Annotated in this window: 20 protein-coding genes and 1 tRNA gene; 17 read left to right on the forward strand and 4 right to left on the reverse strand. The window is 69.6% G+C overall.

The window, feature by feature from the left end:
• Nucleotides 1-147: 147 nt before the first annotated feature.
• Both AX018_RS03670 and AX018_RS03675 read left to right on the forward strand, forming a co-directional pair.
• The gene (locus AX018_RS03670; protein ID WP_111875954.1) at nt 148-1,104 is read left to right on the forward strand and encodes an alpha/beta hydrolase; all 957 of its coding nucleotides are present in this window, start codon (nt 148-150) and stop codon (nt 1,102-1,104) included.
• Nucleotides 1,091-1,951, forward strand: a complete 861-nt coding sequence (locus AX018_RS03675; RefSeq protein ID WP_111875955.1) for a YbgC/FadM family acyl-CoA thioesterase — start codon at nt 1,091-1,093, stop codon at nt 1,949-1,951. Before AX018_RS03670 ends, AX018_RS03675 begins: the two co-directional genes overlap by 14 nt.
• 176 nt (nt 1,952-2,127) lie before the next feature.
• Here AX018_RS03675 and ygfZ read toward each other — a convergent pair whose 3' ends face one another.
• Nucleotides 2,128-3,042 carry a CAF17-like 4Fe-4S cluster assembly/insertion protein YgfZ gene (gene ygfZ / locus AX018_RS03680; protein WP_111875956.1) on the reverse strand — a complete coding sequence of 305 codons (915 nt, stop codon included), beginning with the start codon at nt 3,040-3,042 and terminating at the stop codon, nt 2,128-2,130.
• Nucleotides 3,043-3,090: 48 nt separating this feature from the next.
• On the opposite strand from ygfZ, the gene mltG reads away from it, so the two are divergent.
• From mltG to AX018_RS03710, 6 genes are all read left to right on the forward strand, one after another.
• Entirely contained in the window at nt 3,091-4,107 is a 1,017-nt protein-coding gene (gene mltG, locus AX018_RS03685; protein WP_170146172.1) for an endolytic transglycosylase MltG, read from the forward strand.
• Between the two features lie 52 nt (nt 4,108-4,159).
• The gene (tmk, locus tag AX018_RS03690; RefSeq protein WP_111875958.1) at nt 4,160-4,834 is read left to right on the forward strand and encodes a dTMP kinase; all 675 of its coding nucleotides are present in this window, start codon (nt 4,160-4,162) and stop codon (nt 4,832-4,834) included.
• Nucleotides 4,831-5,841 carry a DNA polymerase III delta subunit-related protein gene (locus AX018_RS03695; protein ID WP_111875959.1) on the forward strand — a complete coding sequence of 337 codons (1,011 nt, stop codon included), beginning with the start codon at nt 4,831-4,833 and terminating at the stop codon, nt 5,839-5,841. Before tmk ends, AX018_RS03695 begins: the two co-directional genes overlap by 4 nt.
• Nucleotides 5,842-5,850: 9 nt before the next feature.
• Nucleotides 5,851-6,219, forward strand: coding sequence for a PilZ domain-containing protein (locus tag AX018_RS03700; protein ID WP_111875960.1), 369 nt, complete (start codon nt 5,851-5,853; stop codon nt 6,217-6,219).
• 94 nt (nt 6,220-6,313) lie between these two features.
• Nucleotides 6,314-7,126, forward strand: a complete 813-nt coding sequence (locus AX018_RS03705; protein WP_111875961.1) for a TatD family hydrolase — start codon at nt 6,314-6,316, stop codon at nt 7,124-7,126.
• Nucleotides 7,123-7,806 (forward strand): ankyrin repeat domain-containing protein, encoded by a 684-nt coding sequence (locus AX018_RS03710; RefSeq protein ID WP_111875962.1) that lies wholly within the window; start codon nt 7,123-7,125, stop codon nt 7,804-7,806. The genes AX018_RS03705 and AX018_RS03710 overlap by 4 nt, the downstream gene beginning before the upstream one ends.
• A 13-nt stretch (nt 7,807-7,819) precedes the next feature.
• On the opposite strand, the gene msbA is transcribed toward AX018_RS03710, so the two are convergent.
• Nucleotides 7,820-9,610, reverse strand: coding sequence for a lipid A export permease/ATP-binding protein MsbA (gene msbA, locus AX018_RS03715; protein ID WP_111875963.1), 1,791 nt, complete (start codon nt 9,608-9,610; stop codon nt 7,820-7,822).
• A 135-nt stretch (nt 9,611-9,745) separates the two neighbouring features.
• On the opposite strand from msbA, the gene tolB reads away from it, so the two are divergent.
• The 5 genes from tolB (at nt 9,746) to AX018_RS03740 (ending at nt 13,417) form a co-directional block, all read left to right on the forward strand.
• Nucleotides 9,746-11,062: a Tol-Pal system beta propeller repeat protein TolB gene (gene tolB, locus AX018_RS03720; RefSeq protein WP_111875964.1), complete on the forward strand. Its 1,317-nt coding sequence runs from the start codon at nt 9,746-9,748 to the stop codon at nt 11,060-11,062.
• A gap of 60 nt (nt 11,063-11,122) precedes the next feature.
• Nucleotides 11,123-11,668, forward strand: coding sequence for a peptidoglycan-associated lipoprotein Pal (gene pal, locus AX018_RS03725; protein ID WP_111875965.1), 546 nt, complete (start codon nt 11,123-11,125; stop codon nt 11,666-11,668).
• Nucleotides 11,668-12,465: a tol-pal system protein YbgF gene (ybgF, locus tag AX018_RS03730; RefSeq protein WP_170146173.1), complete on the forward strand. Its 798-nt coding sequence runs from the start codon at nt 11,668-11,670 to the stop codon at nt 12,463-12,465. Before pal ends, ybgF begins: the two co-directional genes overlap by 1 nt.
• An 11-nt stretch (nt 12,466-12,476) precedes the next feature.
• Complete coding sequence (locus AX018_RS03735) at nt 12,477-13,286, forward strand: tRNA threonylcarbamoyladenosine dehydratase (RefSeq protein ID WP_245951412.1); 810 nt, start codon at nt 12,477-12,479, stop codon at nt 13,284-13,286.
• A 55-nt stretch (nt 13,287-13,341) separates the two neighbouring features.
• Nucleotides 13,342-13,417, forward strand: a tRNA-Lys gene (locus AX018_RS03740).
• A 270-nt stretch (nt 13,418-13,687) separates the two neighbouring features.
• Here the strand turns inward: AX018_RS03740 and AX018_RS03745 are convergent.
• Entirely contained in the window at nt 13,688-14,161 is a 474-nt protein-coding gene (locus tag AX018_RS03745; RefSeq protein WP_111875968.1) for a DUF2846 domain-containing protein, read from the reverse strand.
• 259 nt (nt 14,162-14,420) lie between these two features.
• Here AX018_RS03745 and AX018_RS03750 point away from each other — a divergent pair, with 259 nt between their 5' ends.
• From AX018_RS03750 to AX018_RS03765, 4 genes are all read left to right on the forward strand, one after another.
• Entirely contained in the window at nt 14,421-14,720 is a 300-nt protein-coding gene (locus tag AX018_RS03750; RefSeq protein WP_111875969.1) for a DUF2789 domain-containing protein, read from the forward strand.
• A 223-nt stretch (nt 14,721-14,943) separates the two neighbouring features.
• Nucleotides 14,944-15,360, forward strand: a complete 417-nt coding sequence (locus AX018_RS03755) for a hypothetical protein (RefSeq protein ID WP_111875970.1) — start codon at nt 14,944-14,946, stop codon at nt 15,358-15,360.
• Between the two features lie 113 nt (nt 15,361-15,473).
• Nucleotides 15,474-16,610: an acyltransferase family protein gene (locus AX018_RS03760; protein ID WP_111875971.1), complete on the forward strand. Its 1,137-nt coding sequence runs from the start codon at nt 15,474-15,476 to the stop codon at nt 16,608-16,610.
• A gap of 66 nt (nt 16,611-16,676) precedes the next feature.
• Nucleotides 16,677-17,714: a phytanoyl-CoA dioxygenase family protein gene (locus tag AX018_RS03765; RefSeq protein WP_245951413.1), complete on the forward strand. Its 1,038-nt coding sequence runs from the start codon at nt 16,677-16,679 to the stop codon at nt 17,712-17,714.
• 65 nt (nt 17,715-17,779) lie between these two features.
• Here the strand turns inward: AX018_RS03765 and AX018_RS03770 are convergent, their stop codons facing one another.
• Entirely contained in the window at nt 17,780-19,399 is a 1,620-nt protein-coding gene (locus tag AX018_RS03770; RefSeq protein WP_111875973.1) for a sensor domain-containing diguanylate cyclase, read from the reverse strand.
• Nucleotides 19,400-19,446: the final 47 nt, after the last annotated feature.

A 19,446-nucleotide genomic window follows, 5' to 3' on the forward strand; every position in this document is an offset into this window, starting at 1 on the left:
GGCGGGGGCGGGCCGGCGTGGTTTGGGGGATGATCGGCGCTTCCGGATGTCCGATCCGCTTCCCGTCCGCCCCTTTCCGTGACCGCTGCCCCGACCCCCCCGCTTCCTCATTCCCCGGCTGCGCCGCAGCACCGGCTCACGCCGCTGATGCGCGGCGTGATCGACCGCATGCACCGCGCGCGCCGCGCCCCCATGGAAACCGTGCCCGTGGCCGATGCCCGCGCCGCCTACGAGCTGGGCGCGGGCGTGCTCGAAATCCCCAAGCCCGCGCTGGCGCGCGTGGAGGACCTGCGCATTCCCGCGCGCGACGGCCACGGGCTGCCCGCGCGGCTCTATGCGCCCCGCGAGGGCGGCGGGGCGCTGCCGGCGCTGCTCTACCTGCATGGCGGCGGTTTCACCGTGGGCAGCATCGCCACGCACGACACGCTCTGCCGCGAGCTGGCGCGCCGGGCCGGCTGCATGGTCGTCTCGCTCGATTACCGGCTCGCGCCCGAACACCGCTTTCCCACGGCGGTGGAAGACACCTGGGATGCGCTCGCCTGGATCGCCGCGCAGGCGGGCCGCCTCGGCGCCGACCCCGCGCGGCTGGCCGTGGGCGGCGACAGCGCGGGCGGCACGCTGGCCGCGGTGGCCGCGATCCAGGCGCGCGATGCCGGCCTGCCGCTGGCCCTGCAGATGCTTTTCTACCCGGGCTGCACGGCCCACCAGGACACGGCCTCGCACGCGCTGTACGCGCGCGGCTTCGTGCTGGAGGCGCAGGCCATTACCTGGTTCTTCGGCCACTACGTGACCCCTGCGCAGCGCGACGACTGGCGCTTCGCCCCGCTCAACGCGGATAACGTGGACGGCGTGGCCCCGGCCTGGATCGGGCTCGCGGAATGCGATCCGCTGGTGGATGAGGGCGTGGCCTATGCCGACAAGCTGCGCGCCGCCGGCGTGGCGGTGGACCTGGAGATCTACCGCGGCGTGACCCACGAATTCATCAAGATGGGCCGCGCGATCCCCGAGGCGCGCACCGCCCACGTCCACGCCGCCGCCGCCCTGCGCGCGGCCTTCGGCCTGCCCGATCCCCTGACCGAGGAGGCCGCCCATGCGCCGCGCTGATTTCCGCTGCGCCGAGCGCCTGCGCGTGCGCTGGGCCGAGGTGGACATGCAGAAGATCGTCTTCAACGGCCACTACCTGATGTACATCGACACCGCCATGTCCGCCTACTGGCGGGCGCTGGCCATGCCCTACGAGGAGGGCATGCGCGCGCTCGGCGGCGAGCTGTACGTGAAGAAGGCCACGCTCGAATACCACGCCTCCGCGCGGCTGGACGACGTGCTGGACGTGGGCCTGCGCTGCGCGCGCATCGGCACCAGCTCGCTGCGGTTCGAGGCCGGCATCTTCGCGGGCGACCGGCTGCTGGTGTCGGGCGAGCTGGTCTATGTGTTCGCCGACGCGGCCAGCCAGACCTCCCGGCCCGTGCCCGCCGCGCTGCGCGCGCTCATCGACGCGTTCGAGGCCGGCCACGAGGTGGTGGAGCTGCGCGTGGGCGACTGGGCCACGCTCGGCGAGGACGCGCTGCGCCTGCGCATGGCCGTGTTCGTGCGGGAGCAGGGCATCGACCCCGCGCTGGAGGCCGACGCGCTCGACGCCGGTGCCGTGCATGCCGTGGCCTACAACCGCATCGGCCTTCCCGTGGCCACCGGCCGGCTGCTGCAGCCCGCGCCGGGCGAGGCGCGCATCGGCCGCATGGCCGTGGACCGCGCCGTGCGCGGCCAGCGCTGGGGCCGGGCCGTGCTGGACGCGCTGGTCGCTGCGGCACAGGCGCGTGGCGACCGGCGGGTCACGCTGCATGCCCAATGCAGCGCGGAGAACTTCTATCGCCGCGCGGGCTTCGAGGCCGAGGGGGCTCCCTACGAGGAGGCGGGCCTGCCGCACGTGAACATGCGGCGAGGGTTGAAGTGACATCCCCCTGAGCGGCTTTGCCGCTTCCCCCTTCTCCTGCGGGAAGGGGGACAACGCCAGTGGCCGGGCAGAGCCCGCTCCACGGCGTTTGCTGGCGTGGCCTGCTCCGCGGCCGTCTGAGGGGTGGCGTGGCGTCGGTTCATGGGCCGTGGGTGACACGCAGCGCCATGGGACGCTCAGATGTCTTCGAGCAGGGCGTAGGGCAGGTCGCCCAGCGCCAGCGGCACGCCCTCGGGGCCGCCTGCGCGCAGCGCCTCGCCGGTGGCGGCCACCTGCAGCGCCACCAGCGCGTCGAACCCGCCCCCGGGCGCGGCGGCGGCCTGCACCACCGTGCCGCAGGGCTGCTCGGCATCGCTGGCCGCGAACACCTCGGCGCCCACGGCGAGGGCCTCGGGCGCGTGGGCCAGGTATGTGCGGCGCTTGAGCGTGCCGCGGAACTGGCTGCGCGCCACCACCTCCTGGCCGGGGTAGCAGCCCTTCTTGAAGTTCACCCCGCCCACGGATTCGTAGTTGAGCATCTGCGGCACGAACAGGTCCACGAGCGGGGCCGTGACCGTGGCCACGCCGCTCTGCACTTCGCTCCACTCCCAGAGGCCGGGCGCGAGGGCCGGGCCCTGCGGGGCGGGGCTGCCTGCGGGCTGCGCCAGCAGCGCGCGCGGCTGGCCGGCGGCGGGGTAGAGGTGAACGAGTGTGCCGAGGTCCGTGTCGGCCTGGCTCCAGGGCGGCGGCGCGGCGCCGGCCGCCGCCGGCACGGCATCGCCCGCGAGCCCCCACAGCGCGAAGTCGGCCGTGGCGTCGGAGAGCCGCGCCTTGGCGCGCAGCACGAACATCGAGAGCCGCTTGAGCACCGGCGCGAGCACGTCGCGGCTGCACACCAGCAGCACCTCGGCCTCGCCCTGGCGCCAGCCGATGAAGCTCGCCTGCATGCGGCCCTTGGCCGAGAGGAAGGCCGCCAGCCGGGCCTGGCCGGGGGGCAGCAGCAGGAAATCCTGCGTGAGCTGGCCGTGGAGGAATTTGGCCGCGTCTTCGCCTGCCACGCGGATCACGCCGAGCCCGCTGAGGGGGGCCAGGCCATTCAAGGGGGACGTCATGGCGTGAATTATCATGCCCGGCTCCTTTTCCTCTGGGTTCATCGGGTCGTGCGCCGTTTCTTCCTTCTCATCGTGCTGGTGGCCATCGCGGCGGCCGGCGCGGGCTACTGGTGGCTGCACCAGCCCCTGCCCCTGCGCGCGCCCTCCGGCGCGGGCGCCGCACAGCCGCTGGAGCTGGAGATCGAGCCCGGCACCACCCCGCGCGGCGTCGCGGCGGCGGCCGTGGCCGCGGGCGTGGACACCGATCCGCGCCTGCTCTACGCCTGGTTCCGCGTCTCGGGCAAGGACCGCCTCATCAAGGCCGGCAACTACGAGATCCCCCCGGGCACCACGCCCTTCGGGCTGCTGCAAAAGCTCGTGCGCGGCGAGGAGGCGCTGCGCGCCGTCACCCTCGTGGAGGGCTGGACCTTCCGGCAGTTCCGGCAGGCCCTGGGCCGCGAGGACCAGCTGCGGCACGACACCCAGGGCCTGGCCGACGACGCCGTCATGGCCCGCCTGGAGCGCCCGGGCGTGCACCCCGAGGGCCGTTTCTTCCCCGATACCTACACCTACGCCAAGGGCACGAGCGACCTCGCCGTGCTGCGCCGCGCCCTGCACGCCATGGACCGGCGGCTGGAGGCCGCCTGGGCGCAACGCGCCGCCGACACGCCGCTCAAGAGCGCGGACGAGGCGCTCATCCTCGCGAGCATCGTCGAGAAGGAAACCGGCCGCGCCTCCGACCGGGGCCAGATCGCCGGCGTGTTCTCCAACCGGCTGCGCACCGGCATGCTGCTGCAGACCGACCCCACCGTCATCTACGGCATGGGCGAGAAGTTCGACGGCAACCTGCGCCGCCGCGACCTGCTGGCCGACACGCCCTGGAACACCTACACCCGCGCCGGCCTGCCGCCCACGCCGATCTCGATGCCGGGCAAGGCCTCGCTCATCGCGGCCGTGCAGCCCGAGCGCACCAGCGCGCTCTACTTCGTCGCCCGGGGCGACGGCACGAGCCATTTCAGTCCCACGCTCGACGAGCACAACCGGGCCGTGAACCGCTACCAGCGCGGGCAGGGTCCGCAGCAATAGGGCCTGCGGCGGGCGACCGGCCCGGGGCACGCACCACCAGAGGTTTTCTTCCATGCAGCGACGGGGTTGGTTCATCACATTCGAAGGCATCGACGGCGCGGGCAAGTCCTCGCACATCGAGGCCGTGGCCGAGGCGCTGCGCGCCGAGGGCCGGACGGTCGCGGTCACCCGCGAGCCCGGGGGCACGCCCCTGGCCGAGACCCTGCGCACCCTGCTGCTGAACGAGGCCATGGACGCGCTCACCGAATCGCTCATCGTGTTCGCCGGCCGGCGCGACCACCTGCGCGCCGTGATCGCGCCGGCCCTCGCGCGCGGCGAGGTGGTGCTGTGTGACCGCTTCACCGACGCCACCTTCGCCTACCAGGGCGCGGGGCGCGGCTTCGACCGCGAGGTGCTATCGATTCTGGAGCGCATCACGCAGGCAGGACTGCGACATGAGGCCGATCCGGTGCTCAACCCTGATCTCACGCTGTGGTTCGACGTTCCGCCGGACGTGGCGGCGGCCCGGCTCGCGGGCGCGCGCGCCCCTGACCGCTTCGAGGTCCAGCCGGTCGAATTCTTCCGCCGCGTGGCCCGGGGCTATGCTGATCGGGCGGCCGCCGACCCCGATCGCTTCGCGCGGCTCGATGCCGACCGGCCGCGCGAGGCCGTGCGGGAGCAGCTGCTGTCCGTGCTGCGGTCGCGCGGCGTGCTCGGGGCCGCGGGCGGCCCGGAGGCGGCCCCATGAGCGATCCGTCCGGCACCCTGGTCTCCCCCTGGATCGCCGCGCAGCGGCGGCGGCTGCTGGCCCAGCGCGGCCATGCGTGGCTGCTCAGCGGCCCCTCGGGCCTGGGCCAGTACGCCCTGGCGCTGGAGTTGGTCCGCGCCTGGCTCTGCGACGCGCCCTCGCCGGAGGGCGCCTGCGGGCACTGCGGGAGCTGCCACGCCATCGAAGTGCGCACCCATGCCGACCTGTGCGTGCTCATGCCCGAGACCGACATGATCGAGCGCGGCTGGCCGCTGCCCGAGAAGGCCCAGGCCGAAATCGACGACAAGAAGCGCAAGGCGAGCCGCGAGATCCGCGTGGAGGCCATGCGCGACGCCGTGCAGTTCGCGCAGCGCACCTCGGCGCGCGGGCGGGGCAAGGCGGTGCTGGTCTATCCGGCCGAGCAGATGAACACCATCACCGCCAACGCGCTGCTCAAGACCCTGGAGGAGCCGGCGGGCGACGTGCGCTTCGTGCTCGCGAGCGAGGCCGCGCACCAGCTCCTGCCCACCATCCGCAGCCGCTGCCTGGGCCATACGCTGCAATGGCCGGCCGAGTCCGATTCGCTGGCGTGGCTGGCCGGGCAGGGCGTGGCCCCCGAGGCCGCCGCCGACCTGCTGCGTGCGAGCGGCGGCCGCCCCGAGGATGCCCTGGCCCTCGCGCAGGCCGGCCGCAGCCCGCAGTCGTGGGCCCGGCTTCCGCGTGCCGTCGCGCAGGGCGATGCCACGGCGCTGGGCGATTTTTCGCCCGCCGAGGCCGTGGATGCGCTGCAAAAGCTCTGCCACGACCTGCTCGCGCGGCGCGTGGGCGCCGCCCCGCGCTACTTCGCCGAAGCCGACCTGCCGACCCCGCCGGGCGTGGGGCCATTGACCCGCTGGGCCCGCGCCCTTGCCCGGGAGGCGCGCACCGCGGACCACCCGTTCAACCCCGGCCTCATGCTGGAGTCGCTTGTTGCGCAGGCGCGAAACGCCCTAAACTCCCGCCATTGAAAGATCGACATGCCCAACACGAGCCCCCCATCCAGCGCACCCCGCCCCAGCGTCATGCAGCTGGCCATCAAGGAGAAGGCGGCGCTCTATGCGGCATACATTCCATTCTTCGCCGAGGGCGGCATCTTCGTGCCGACGCAGCGCGACTACCGCCTGGGCGACGACGTCTACGTGCTGCTGACCCTGCCCGAGGACACCCAGCGCTATCCCGTGGCGGGCCGTGTGGCCTGGGTCACGCCGGCGCGCGCCGCGGGTAACCGCACGCAGGGCATCGGCATCCAGTTCCCCCGGGACGAAAAATCCCGGCTGCTCAAGACCCGCATTGAGGAGATCCTGGGCACGGCACTGGGATCGGAGCGGCCCACGCAAACCATCTGACACCGCGCCCGGGTGCCATGCCATGCCGGCCCGCGCGGCCGGCATTTTTCTTGGCGCCGCGCATCCCGCGCGCACCCCGTCTTCCGAGCGACCCATGTTCACCGATTCGCACTGCCACCTCAGCTTTCCCGAACTCTCCGCCGAACTGCCCGCCATCCGCGAGGCCATGGCCAGCGCGCGCGTGGACCGCGCGCTGTGCATCTGCACCACCATCGAGGAATTCGGGGCCGTGCATGCGCTGGCCCTGGCGCATGACAACTTCTGGAGCACCGTGGGCGTGCACCCGGACAACGAAGGCGTCACCGAGCCCTCGGTGCAGGACCTGCTGGACCGCGCCGCGCTGCCGCGCGTGATCGCCATCGGCGAAACCGGCCTCGACTACTACGGCATGGAAGACCGCAAGGGCGGCCGCAGCATCGCGGACATGGAATGGCAGCGCGAGCGCTTCCGCACCCACATCCGTGCCGCGCGCGCCTGCGGCAAGCCCCTGGTCATCCACACGCGCAGCGCCTCGGACGACACCCTGGCCATCCTGCGCGAGGAAGGCGAGGACGGCGCCGGCAACCGCGCGGGCGGCGTGTTCCATTGCTTCACCGAGACGGCCGAGGTGGCGCGCGCGGCGCTGGACCGGGGCTACTACATCTCGTTCTCGGGCATCCTCACCTTCAAGAACGCCCAGGCGCTGCGCGACGTGGCGGCCTTCGTGCCGCTGGACCGCATGCTCATCGAGACCGACAGCCCCTACCTCGCGCCCGTGCCGTACCGGGGCAAGACCAACAACCCCTCGTACGTGCCCTTCGTGGCCCGGCAGATCGCCGAGCTGAAGGGGCTGGACGCCGAGGCGGTGGGCGAGGCCACCAGCCGCAATTTCGACACGCTGTTCTTCCGGAGCCCCCCCACGCCATGACGCTGTCCCGCCGTTCCTTCGTCTCCTCGGTCGCTCTCGCGGGCGCGGGCCTGTGCGGCGCCTGCGCGCACGCGGGCGCCTACGACGATTTCTTCACGGCCATCGTGCGTGACGAGGCCGGCGACATCGCGTCGCTCCTGCGGCGCGGATTCGACCCCAACACGCGCAACCCGAAGGGCGAGGTGGGCCTCACGCTGGCCCTGCAGCAGGGGTCGATGCAGGCCTTCAAGGCCCTCATGGCAGCACCGGGCATCAAGGTGGAGGCCCGTAACGCCAAGGACGAGAGCCCGCTCATGATCGCCAGTCTGCGCGGGCAGCTCGAAGCGGCGCGCGCGCTCATCGCCAAGGATGCCGACGTCAACAAGACCGGCTGGGCGCCGCTGCACTACGCGGCCTCCGGCACCACCGACCGGCAGCTGGAACTGGCGCGGCTCCTGATCGACAACGACGCCTACATCGACGCCGAATCGCCCAACGGCACCACGCCGCTCATGATGGCCGTGAGCTACGGCCGGGCCGAGGTGGCGCGCTTCCTGCTGGAGCAGGGCGCCGACCCGACGCTCAAGAACCAGGTCGGCCTCACCGCCGCCGATTTCGCCCGGCGCGCGGCCCGGCAGGACATGTCCGAATTGGTCGCCGAAGCCATCCGCCGTCGCCAGCCCAACCGCGGCCAATGGTGACGCGGCAGGCGGTTCAGCCGGCCTGGGCCGCCGAGCCCTGCAGCCGCGCGTAGAGCCCGCCGCGCGCCATCAGCTCGGCGTGCGAGCCCTGCTCCGCGATGCGGCCGCGCTCCATCACGACCACGCGGTCGGCATGCTCGATGGTCGAGAGCCGGTGCGCGATCACGAGCGTGGTGCGCCCGCGCATCAGGCGCTGCAGCGCGTCCTGCACCAGCCGCTCCGACTCGGTGTCCAGCGCCGAGGTGGCTTCGTCCAGGATCAGGATCGGCGCGTCCTTGTAGAGCGCGCGGGCGATCGCGAGGCGCTGGCGCTGGCCGCCCGAGAGCTGGGTCGCGTTGTGGCCCACCACCGTGTGGATGCCCTGCGGCATCGCCGCCACGTGGTCCGCGAGGTTCGCCGCCGCAAGACAGGCCTGCACGCGCGCCTCGTCCACCTCGGCGCCCAGCGCCACGTTGGCCGCCACCGTGTCGTTGAACATCACCACGTCCTGGCTGACCATCGCGAACTGCGCGCGCAGCGCCGGCAGGCTCCAGTCCGCGATGGGCTGCCCGTCGAGCAGCACGCGGCCCCGCGTGGGCTGCAGGAAGCGCGGCAGCAGGTTCACCAGCGTGGTCTTGCCCGCGCCCGACGGCCCCACCAGCGCGACGATCTCGCCCGGCCGCACGGCGAGGTCCAGGCGGTCCAGCGCGGGGGCCTGGTCCGGCCCGAAGGCCACGGTCACCTCCTCCAGCACGAGGGCGCCCTGCGCGCGAGCGCCGGGCGCATGTTGCCCGCCGGTCTCGGCCGGCGTGCTCTCCAGCAGCGCCAGCCCGCGCTCCAGCGCCGCCACGCCGCGCGTCACCGGGTTGGCCACGTCCGCGAGGCGGCGGATCGGTGCGATCAGCATCAGCATGGCCGTGATGAAGGCCGCAAAGCCCCCCACCGTCACCCCGCGCGCATCGCTGGCGTGGCTTTGCCAGAGCGCCACGCAGATCACGCCCGAGAGCGCGGCGGCCGCGAGCAACTGGGTGAGCGGCGTCATCGCGGCGGAGGCGATCGTCGCCTTGATCGCCAGGCGCCGCAGGCTGTTGCTCAGGGCGCCGAAGCGGCGGAGCTGGCCAGCCTGGGCGCCATGCAGGCGCACCATGCGGTGGGCGAGCACGTTCTCTTCCACCACGTAGGCGAGCTGGTCGGTGGCCTGCTGGCTGCTCTTGGTGATCTGGTAGAGGCGGCGCGACAGCGTCTTCATGATCCACGCCACGCCCGGCACCACCACGGCCACGATGAGCGTGAGCTGCCAGTTCAGGTAGAGCAGATAGCCCAGCAGCGCCACCAGCGTGAAGCCGTCGCGCGAGATCCCCATCAGGGCCTGCACCAGCAGCGTGGCGCCGGTCTGCACCTCATAGACCACGGTGTTCGACAGGGCGCTGGCGGACTGCCGTGTGAACAGCGCCATGTCGGCCGCCAGCAGCCGCTCGAACAGCGACTCGCGCAGTTTGAGCATGCCCTCGTTGGCGATGCGCGCCAGCGCGTACTGGCCCACGAACTGCGCGAGCCCGCGCACCAGGAACACGCCCATGATGGCGACGGGCACCATCCACAGCTGCAGCGAACCCTCGGTGAAGCCCTCGTCCAGCAGGGGCTTGAGCAGCGCGGGAATCAGGGGCTCGGTCACCGCGCCCACCAGCGTCGCCAGCACGGCGAGCGACCAGGCGAGGCGCTGCCCGCCGAAGTACACGGACAACCGCCGCAGCCGGGCGGCGAGGGGCAGCGGGGGGGAGGGAGGGGCGGTCGCCGGGGCTTGCGGAGGGGCAGGGGCTTGCATGAGGCGCGGATTCTACGTAGGACTGCGCCGCCAACTCGCACAGTTTGTCACAGGGGTATGCGGCCAGTGTGTAACATTCGACCCTCGTCCTCCGGCATTTCCACCGGCGAATGGCCCGGTATCCGAACGCTGCCAATGACTTCAGATCGTCCAGTCCATACCTCCTCTGCGGCCCTGCCGCAACCCACGCGACGCCGCGCCATCGCGGCCCTCGCAGCCTCCTCCTCCCTTCCCGCCCTGGCCCAGTTCCGCGTCGAGATCACCGGCGTGGGAATGACCCAGCTGCCCACCGCCATCGCGCCCTTCCGCGGCGAGGCCGGCGCTCCGCAGAAGATCTCGGCCATCATCCAGGCCGATCTGGAGCGCAGCGGGCAGTTTCGGGCCATCGATGCCTCCGGCCCGCAGCTCGATGAGACCTCGCGTCCCGACGTGGCCCAGTGGAAGCAGAAGGGCGCGGATTCCCTCACCACCGGCAGCGTCACGCGCCTGCCCGACGGCCGCTACGACGTGCGCTTTCGCCTGTGGGAGACGGTGCGCGGCGAAGACCTCGGGGGTCAGAGCTTCGTGGTCACGCAGGCCGACCTGCGCCTCGTCGCGCACCGGATCGCCGACTACGTGTACGAGAAGCTCACCGGCCAGCGCGGCATCTTCTCCACCCGCATCGCCTACGTGACCAAGGCCGGCAGCCGCTACAGCCTGTGGGTGGCGGACGCCGACGGCGAGAACGCCCAGTCGGCCCTCTCCAGCCCCGAGCCCATCATCTCGCCGGCCTGGTCGCCTTCGGGCGGCCAACTGGCCTACGTGTCGTTCGAATCGCGCAAGCCCGTGGTCTACGTGCACGACGTCGCCTCGGGCCGGCGCCGGCTCATCGCCAACTTCCGGGGCTCCAACAGCGCCCCGGCGTGGGCGCCGGACGGCCGCACGCTCGCCGTCACGCTGAGCCGCGACGGCAATTCGCAGCTCTACACCATCGATGCCAACGGCGGCGAGCCGCGCCGCCTGATGCAGAGCGCCGGCATCGACACCGAGCCCACGTATTCGAGCGACGGGCGCAGCATCTACTTCGTGAGCGACCGCGGCGGCGCTCCCCAGATCTACCGCGTGCCCGCATCGGGCGGCAATGCCGAGCGCGTGACCTTCACCGGCACCTACAACATCTCGCCAAGCATCAGCCCGGACGGCAAGTGGCTGGCCTACATCTCCCGGGTCGGGGGGGCCTTCAAACTGCACGTCATGGACCTCGCCTCCGGCACCACGACCGCCATCACGGACACCACGGCCGACGAGAATCCCAGCTTTGCCCCCAACAGCCGGCTCATCGTCTACGCCACCCAGCAGCAGGGGCGCGAGGCGCTCATGACCTCCACGCTGGACGGCAAGATCAAGGCACGCCTCGCCGGCCAGAGCGGAGACATCCGCGAGCCGGACTGGGGCCCGTTCCAGAAGCAATGACCTGAACTTTTTCGCACTTTCCTGAACTCGACCCATCTGGACTAGAGGAGAACCTTCCCAATGATCAACCTTCCTTTCAAACGCGTTTCCCTGGCCCTGACCGTGGCAGCCCTCATGGCGGGCTGCAGTTCCGGCGTGAAGCTGGAAGACGTGCCCGTCGAAAACAAGGGCGCGACATCCACCGTGCCCGATGGCGCCAATACCGGCAGCAATTCGCAAAGCGGTGTCGCGCCGGTGGACCTGAACCAGTCCGCGCGCGACGCGGCCGGCCCGGTGGGCGTGAGCCGCATCGTGTACTTCGACTTCGACAGCTACGTCGTCAAGCCGGAGTTCCAGTCGCTCATCGAGCAGCACGCGCGCTTCATCAAGGCCAACCAGGGCCGCAAGGTCATGATCGAAGGCCACACCGACGAGCGTGGCGGCCGTGAATACAACCTGGCCCTGGGCCAGAAGCGCGCGGAGGCCGTGCGCCGTTCCCTGGGCCTGCTCGGCGTGCCGGACAGCCAGGTGGAAGCCGTGAGCTTCGGCAAGGAAAAGCCCGCCGTGCAGGGCGGCTCCGAGGACGCCTACGCGCAGAACCGCCGCGCTGAACTCTCCTACCGTTGATGACTTCCTCCGTGCAGCAGCGGGCCCGGGCCCGCAACGCCGTGGCGCTGGCCGTTCTCTCGCTGGCCGCCGCCTTCGGCGCCTCTTCCAGCCACGCGGCGCTTTTCGAGGACGACGAGGCGCGCCGCGCCATCCTCGAATTGCGCCAGCGCATCGATGCGCTGCAGCAGCGCAGCGGCGAAGACCAGCGCCGTGCGTCGGAGGAAAGCGCCCAGATGCGCCGCAGCCTGATCGACCTGCAATCGCAGATCGAAGCCCTGCGGTCCGAGCAGGCCACCCTGCGGGGCCAGAACGAGCAGCTTTTGCGCGATGCGGCCGACCTGCAGAAGCGGCAGAAGGACATCGCCCAGGGCGTGGACGAGCGCCTGCGCCAGTTCGAGCCCGTGAAGGTCACGGTGGATGGCCAGGAATTCCAGGCGGACCCCGCGGAAAAACGCGACTTCGACGCGGCCCTGGCCGTCTTCCGGTCGGGCAAGTTCCCCGATGCGGTGTCCGTGTTCGGCAACTTCCTGCGGCAGTATCCCCGCAGCGGCTATGTGCCCTCGGCGCGTTTCTGGCTGGGCAACGCCCAGTACGCCACGCGCGACTACAAGGAAGCGATCAACAACTTCAAGGCCCTGCTGGCCGCCGCGCCCGACCACGCGCGCGCACCGGAAGCGGCCCTGTCCATCGCCAACTGCCAGATCGAGCTCAAGGACACGCGAGGCGCCCGCAAGACGCTGGAAGACCTCATCCGCGCATACCCGCAGGCCGAGGCCGCCGCCGCGGCCAAGGAACGCCTCGCGCGCCTGCGGTGAGCCGGTTGAGCGTGTCGCAGATCCCCCCCGTGCCATCGCCGGAGGATGGCGCCGACCTCCGGCGCCGCTTCGGCGGGCTCGACCGCCTCTACGGCGTCGAGGGGGCGGACCGCATTCGCGGCGCCCACGTCGCGGTCATCGGCATCGGGGGCGTGGGCTCCTGGGCCGCCGAGGCGCTGGCCCGCAGCGGGGTGGGGCGGCTGACGCTCATCGACCTCGACAACGTGGCCGAGTCCAACATCAACCGGCAGATCCATGCGCTGTCCACCACGGTGGGCCAGCCCAAGGTCGAGGCCATGCGCGACCGCATCGCATTGATCCATCCCGGCTGCCAGGTCCAGGGCATCGAGGAGTTCGTGGAGCCCGGCAACTGGCCCGCGATCCTTCCGGCGGGGGTGGATGCCATCATCGACGCCTGCGACCAGGTCCAGGCCAAGACCGCCATGGCGGCCTGGGCGCTGGCCGGGCGGCACCGTGCCTTCGTGAGCGTCGGCGCCGCGGGCGGCAAGCGGCTCGCGCACAAGGTGGACATCGACGACCTGTCGCAGACGACCCACGACCCGCTGCTGGCCCAGCTGAGATACCGCTTGCGCAAGGGCCATGGCGCCCCGAAGGAGGGCCGCCGCATCGGCCTCGCCTGCGTTTTCAGCCGCGAGGCGGTGGCGCCCCCCCATGCCTCCTGCACCGTCGATGCCACGGGCGACGGCTCGCTGAACTGCCACGGATACGGCTCGGTCGTATCCGTCACGGCAACGTTTGGACAGTGCGCTGCGGGGTGGGTGCTGGATCGGTTGTCGGGTAGCGCGGGGGCGGTGAAATAGGCGCTATAATCTGAGGCTTTGTTGCAGTAGATAAATTTTGCTACCGCAACAGTGTGGGACGTTAGCTCAGTTGGTAGAGCAGCGGACTTTTAATCCGTTGGTCACAAGTTCGAATCTTGTACGTCCTACCAAAAACATAAGCCGCTACAGCTATCAAAGTTGTAGCGGCTTTCTTGTTTCATCCCCTCTGCGGGCATACCAGCCCAAGCCTCTGCGGACAGGTGCCAAGTGAGCTGTCATGGGCCCTGGCGCTGTGATCGGATCTCACCATTGCCTGCGTGCCGTCGCCTGCTGCCCGGCTCGCACCAGCCGGTCGATCCCTTGGATTCCCCGGCCCGTCGATGAACGGCCGTAATTCGGACGGCTCAGGGGCTGGCGCCAGCACCGGCCCCACCCGTTGATTACTTCGGTGCGACGTAGTACTCGCTGCAGGTACCTGGCTTGGCCATGGCGAGCTTTGCCACGGCTGCCTTGCCTTGTTCTTCGGGGATCAGTTCAAGATCGGCCCCTCCAATCATGACGCCGAGCTTGATATATTGCCTTATGAAGTAATTTTTGCCGGATTCGAACAGCATGGACAGCTTGTTGGGCGTGAATTCAGAGGCGGTGGAAACCTCGTGCTCCTTGTCACCCGAGACTTCCGTATAGAAGAAAACATCGGGGGCTGATTCCCCGATGCATTTCCCGTCCACCATGACATCTTTCTTGAGAGCCTTGCCGATGAAGCCATCTCGGTAAATATAGAGACCGGAATTCCCAGCCGTGGGTGGAGCGAATTCCTTGGCCTTGTCCGAGGTTTCCTTGCTTTCCATCTGTACAGAAGCGCAGCCCGTGAATAATGCCGATGTCAAAACTATCAAGGCGATCTTTTTCATGATTTCCTGGTGAAATGTATTAATGGTTTTTGTGAATGCGAAGGCGATGGCGGGGCGAAGCCACGGGGGAATCACTGCTTGCAGGGTTTGCAACAATTGGTTGCAATATTATTGTAAGTGCGATCGGGCATGGCCCGGTAGTTCCTCCCCAATTCATAGGGAGCGGCAACGATCGTGGTGGCGCATACGCCGCGTTGTCCGACGCGCCCTGCACGCAAACACGACTACCGTGTGTGCATCGAAGTGCATTGGAGTCACCATGATCACCACCGAACCGACGATGACCAACCTGTTCCTGCAATTGGGGCTGGACGAAAGCCCGCCGGCAATCGCCCAGTTCATCAAAACCCACCAACTGGCGACCGACGTCGGCCTGGCCGAGGCGCCGTACTGGAGCGATGCGCAGCGTCAATTCCTGACCGAGCAACTCAAGGCCGACGCACCGTGGGCGGTGATCGTGGACCAGTTCAGCGAATCCCTGCACGCGGACGCGGTGCACCAGCGTGCGGCCCAGGAGATGGCGGCGGCGTTGCCTTCCGGGTCGGGGCCTGCAGGGTGATGCCGAACGGGTGCGAAAGCTGCTCGCACGGCAACGGCGAGTGATCTCCGTGCCCTGAAGGGGCCGCGTCTGCCGTACGGCTTTTTTGACACGGCGTGCCTGGGCGCGTGGCCGCCACGGCGAGGCCGGAAGGTGCAATCGCCAGCCCCTGGAATGAAGCCCGCCGCGCGCGGGTTTCCTCGTTTCTGGAGGCTACCATCGGGCCTTCATCGGGGGAGGGGTCATGAATACATCGAGGCTCTGGTGGGCATTGGCGTCGTATGCGCTCTCGTCCTTCGGGTTTCTGGGGTCGGTTTTCCTGCTGGTCACGCAATGGTTTGTGGGTACGCCGGAAATCTTCTGCGTCGGTGCCCTGGTATGGGGTTACGCATGGCTCGTGCACATCCGCATGGCGGTTGCCTGGGTGAGAGACCGAAGACTCCATCGCAGTTGGCCCGTCTTCGGCGTCGTTCTGGGCCTTGGCAGCATTGCGCTCTACCCCGTCGTGGTTTGGGGTACGGCCGAGATATCGGCAACGGTTTACTGGGACGCCGTCGCGATTCCCGCCGTGTTCGTGGCCCCTTGCATCGTGCTGGGAGCCTGGCTGGCGCGTTTCCACTGGACGCCGTCCGGATCGGGAATCGCCGCCGGCCACCCTTGATGGTCCGTCGCCGGCCATTCACGGTGGATGTCTTTTCCTCGTGGGTGGTCTGTTTTCTTGCGTGATGGGTCCGCTATTCACCAGGGTTCTGTCGAGATTTTCTGTTGTCGTTCATGAGTCAAGCCGTTTCTAATAACCATCGGAATCTGGAAATAGAAGTGCTGCGGGCCGTCGCGGTGATGTTCGTCATCATCCACCATTACCCGGCGCTCCTGGGAACCCCCGATCCCGGGATATACCGATGGGTCGAAGGCCTCTGGTCCGGGGTGGATCTTTTCTTCTGCATCTCCGGATACGTGATCGCCAGGGGGCTGCTGCCGGTGCTCGCATCCGCGAGGGGGGCGGAATTCTGGGTGGAGGTCGTCCGGTTCTGGATCCGGCGCTGGTACCGGATCATTCCCGCTGCGTGGCTATGGATCGCGGCGCTGGGGATCGTGAATTATTCCCTGGTGCTCCACGGCGACCGGGTGTTTTTCTCGGATGCGATTTCGGCGGTCCTGCACTATGCCAATCTGCACTTCTATTCCTGCACCGTAGGGTTCTCGAATGCCTGCCAGCATTTGCACATGTATTGGAGCCTGTCGCTGGAAGAGCAGTTCTATTTGCTCCTGCCGATCTCGATATGGGTCTTCAGGAAATGGTTTCCCCTGTTCATCGCGCTGGTCATCGCGTTCCAGCTTCCCGTGGCGCGCGACCACTGGTCGGGCCTCCTGTCTTTCATCCGCACCGATGCGATCGCGTTCGGCGTGCTGCTGGCCGTCTACAAGGAGTCCCGGTTCCTGAAAGGGGTGGAGCCCGGCATCCTGGGCAAGATCCGTTTCCCCGTGCTGGCGATCGGGCTGGTGGCCGCCCTGGTGCTGATGAAGCCGCTGGGGTGGACCCGCAATCCGGTCGGCTTCGCCGCCGTTGCCAGCATGCTGCTGGTCTGGCTGGCCTCGTATGAAAAAGGGTATGTCCTGCCGGATGGGTGGCTTCGCAAGGCCTTGCAGAAGGTGGCCGCGAGGTCTTTCTCGCTGTATCTGGGGCACATCGTGGCTTTCGCGCTGGCCCGGCGTTGGGTGATGCGGCTCTGGCCTTCGGTGTCCGATGCCTCTTTCCTGGGCGGGCTGGTTTTCGTCCTGGTGGGCGGCCTGGTGCTGTTCCTGCTGGTGGAGCTGAGCTATCGCTGGGTGGAGGCGCCCTGGCGCCGAAAGGGGCATGCCGTCGCCGATCGCTTCTCCGGCTTCGGGCCGGCGAGGGCTTTGCAGTAGGGCGGGTGGGAGCGAGGGGCCGGAAGGGCCGCAACAAGGCGATCAACGATGCGAGAGGGGATACCGATGCGGGAGCCACAGACGATGGCCAGGGTGCAGGATCAGTGCGGGGCCTTGCCGCCGTGTCTGGAGGAGGTCTGGTCGCGCTTTGCCATGGTGCGCGAAGGGCGGTCGGCGCCGCTCTCGGCGCGGCAGGGGCGGCGGGACCATTGGGTGCTGCATGCCCTGGGGATCGGGCTGGAGCCGTTCTATGCCTGGTTCGGGCGTGAAGGGGGCGGCACCTATGCGGCGTTCGAGCGCTGGGTGGCCGAGCGCGCGGGCCTGCCATCGGCCGATACCGTGGCGCGCCTCGATGCCGCCATGAACGAAGGGCCACTGCCACCCGCAACCCGCGACGCGCTGGCGGCGGTGGATCGGATGGAGCCCGTGCTGTCGGCCCGGGATCTGGCCTTCTGGGAGGAGCACGGCTATGTCGTGCTGCACGATGCGGTGCCCGCCGAGGATGCCGCGGCGGTGGCGGCGGAGATCTGGCGCGTTCTGGGCGCGGACCCTGGCGACCCCGCCACGTGGTATCCGCCCAATGAGCACGGGATCATGGTCCAGCTCTTCCACCACGCGGCGCTGGAGCGCAACCGCCGCAGCCGGCGCATCCACAAGGCCTTCGCCCAGTTGTGGGGCACGGCGGATCTGTGGAGCACCACGGACCGCGTCGGCTTCAATGCGCCGGAGACGGCCACCCACCCGTTCCGCGGCCCCCACCTGCACTGGGACGTCAGCCTGCAGACACCCGTGCCGATGGGCACCCAGGGCATTCTGTACCTGACGGATACGCAGGCGGAGCAGGGGGCGTTCACGCTGGTCCCCGGTTTTCATCGCCGGCTCGAATCCTGGCTGGCGGGCCTGCCGGGCGGGCCCTCGTCCGCGCGGCAGCAGGATCTCACCCTGTTGGGGGCCACGCCGCTGGCCGGAAGGGCTGGCGACCTCATCATCTGGCACCACGCCTTGCCGCACGGCAGCCGGCCCAATAGGGCGGATCGGCCGAGGCTGGTCCAGTATCTCAATATGTTCCCCGCCCACGCGCCGCTGCAAGAGAACTGGATCTGACGGCGGCCTTCGTGCCAGCGCCTGGGGGCCGGGGGCCTGCCTGGCGTTTCTGAACCGGTTGCCGCTCAGTGCGCTTCGCCCGCGGTGGCGTGCTCAGGCTCGCCGGCCGGCGCAGGGGCCTCGGCTGCCGCGGCGACGCGGTTGCGCCCTTCCTGCTTGGCGGCATAGAGCGCGGTGTCCGCGCGGCCTGTCAGGTCGCGCGGCGTTCTATCGGCGCAGTCCCAGGCGCAGCTGGCCACGCCGCCGCTGACGGTGACGTGCCGGAACGGGCTTCCGGGATGGGGGATACCGAGGGCGCTGACGGCCGAGCGCGCCGCGGACGCCACCAGGTAGGCTCCGGCGGTGTCGGTCTCGGGCAGCACCATGGCGAATTCTTCGCCGCCATAGCGCGCGATGAAGTCGCCGGGCCGGCGGATGGCCCCCGACAGCGCCTTGGCCACCTGCCGCAGGCATTCGTCCCCCTGCAGGTGCCCCAGGATGTCGTTGTAGCTCTTGAACAGGTCCACGTCGAACATCACCACGGAGACCGGCCGCCGGTTCCGCCGGCACTGCGCCAGCACTTCGGTGATGCGGCGGTCGTAGGCGCGGCGGTTGTGCACACCCGTGAGGCCGTCGTGCTCGGCCATGTGCTCCAGGCGCAGGTGGGCCTGCATCAGCTCGCCGTGGGCCGAGATCAGTTGCCGCTCGGCGTCCTGCCGGCGCTTGACGGTGCGGATCACGTAGCCGCCGGCGATGCCGACGACGCTCAGCAGCAGGAAGATGCCCACCGCCTGCACGGACGTGGCCTCGCGCCACTGCGCGAGCACGTCGTCCTCCGACTGCGCCACGGCGATGGCCAGCGGGTTGTTCCGCGTGTGCTCGAAGGTGACGAGCCGCCGCACGCCATCGATGGGCGAGGGCGTGACGATGGAGCCCGAGCGGCTCTGGATGAGGCGCGCGTGCAGCGGTGAGCCGGCGATGCTGCGGCCCATGTCCTCCATGTAGAAGGGGCGGCGCACCATGATCGTGCCGTCGGAGTGCGAGAGCGCGATCGCGCCCTCCGGGCCCACGTCGAAGCCGTTGAGGATGCCCAGCACGTGGTTGAGCCGCACGGTCGCGAGCGCCACGCCCGCGAACCGGCCCTCGGAGTCGTTGATGCGGCGCGATACCGGAATGATCCAGGCCTCGCTGGAGCGGCTCACGATGGGGCTGCCGATCAGCGTCCGGGTGCTGGGGTTGTCGCGGTGGTGGATGAAATAGGCGCGGTCGGAGTTGTTGGCGCCCGGCCTTTGCACGGGCTGCGTGTTGACGAGCCAGCTGCCGTCCTTGCCATAGATGAACAACCCGTGCAGGTGGTCGGTGTGGGCCACGTGGTTGACCAGCACGGGCTGCAGGGATTCCAGCGCGTCGGGCGCCATCTCCTCGCGCTCCAGTTCGTACACGATGCCGTCCAGGACGCGGTCGATCTCGGAGAACATGCTGTCCATCTGCTGCGCCACCGCGTGGCCCAGGTTCTGCCCGAAGGCCTGGGCCTGGTGCCATTCGGCCTGCCGCGCGCGCCACGCGAGCCAGACGTTCGAACCGATGAGCAGGAGGGTCACCAGCACTACGAAGCAGATCGTGGCCTGCAGCGAGCGGTTGTCGCCGAAGTCCGGGGCCGGGTGGGGGGCGGAGGGAAGGGTGGAATCCGGAAGCGCAGTGGACATGGACAGGGTGAAAGGGGGGGCGGGCGTTCGGAGGCGGTCGGGGCTCT

It is taken from the genome of Paracidovorax anthurii (genome assembly GCF_003269065.1).
GTDB lineage: Bacteria > Pseudomonadota > Gammaproteobacteria > Burkholderiales > Burkholderiaceae_C > Paracidovorax > Paracidovorax anthurii.

Coding starts and splice junctions, on each gene's coding strand:
- AX018_RS03705 (WP_111875961.1), top strand. CDS start 6,314: ATGTTCACCGATTCGCACTGCCACCTCAGCTTTCCCGAACTCTCCGCC.
- msbA (WP_111875963.1), bottom strand. CDS start 9,610: ATGCAAGCCCCTGCCCCTCCGCAAGCCCCGGCGACCGCCCCTCCCTCC.
- AX018_RS03755 (WP_111875970.1), top strand. CDS start 14,944: ATGAATACATCGAGGCTCTGGTGGGCATTGGCGTCGTATGCGCTCTCG.
- AX018_RS03765 (WP_245951413.1), top strand. CDS start 16,677: ATGCGGGAGCCACAGACGATGGCCAGGGTGCAGGATCAGTGCGGGGCC.
- ybgF (WP_170146173.1), top strand. CDS start 11,668: ATGACTTCCTCCGTGCAGCAGCGGGCCCGGGCCCGCAACGCCGTGGCG.
- pal (WP_111875965.1), top strand. CDS start 11,123: ATGATCAACCTTCCTTTCAAACGCGTTTCCCTGGCCCTGACCGTGGCA.
- AX018_RS03710 (WP_111875962.1), top strand. CDS start 7,123: ATGACGCTGTCCCGCCGTTCCTTCGTCTCCTCGGTCGCTCTCGCGGGC.
- AX018_RS03670 (WP_111875954.1), top strand. CDS start 148: ATGCGCGGCGTGATCGACCGCATGCACCGCGCGCGCCGCGCCCCCATG.
- ygfZ (WP_111875956.1), bottom strand. CDS start 3,042: ATGACGTCCCCCTTGAATGGCCTGGCCCCCCTCAGCGGGCTCGGCGTG.
- tmk (WP_111875958.1), top strand. CDS start 4,160: ATGCAGCGACGGGGTTGGTTCATCACATTCGAAGGCATCGACGGCGCG.
- AX018_RS03675 (WP_111875955.1), top strand. CDS start 1,091: ATGCGCCGCGCTGATTTCCGCTGCGCCGAGCGCCTGCGCGTGCGCTGG.
- AX018_RS03770 (WP_111875973.1), bottom strand. CDS start 19,399: ATGTCCACTGCGCTTCCGGATTCCACCCTTCCCTCCGCCCCCCACCCG.
- tolB (WP_111875964.1), top strand. CDS start 9,746: ATGACTTCAGATCGTCCAGTCCATACCTCCTCTGCGGCCCTGCCGCAA.
- AX018_RS03750 (WP_111875969.1), top strand. CDS start 14,421: ATGATCACCACCGAACCGACGATGACCAACCTGTTCCTGCAATTGGGG.
- AX018_RS03745 (WP_111875968.1), bottom strand. CDS start 14,161: ATGAAAAAGATCGCCTTGATAGTTTTGACATCGGCATTATTCACGGGC.
- AX018_RS03700 (WP_111875960.1), top strand. CDS start 5,851: ATGCCCAACACGAGCCCCCCATCCAGCGCACCCCGCCCCAGCGTCATG.
- AX018_RS03695 (WP_111875959.1), top strand. CDS start 4,831: ATGAGCGATCCGTCCGGCACCCTGGTCTCCCCCTGGATCGCCGCGCAG.
- AX018_RS03760 (WP_111875971.1), top strand. CDS start 15,474: ATGAGTCAAGCCGTTTCTAATAACCATCGGAATCTGGAAATAGAAGTG.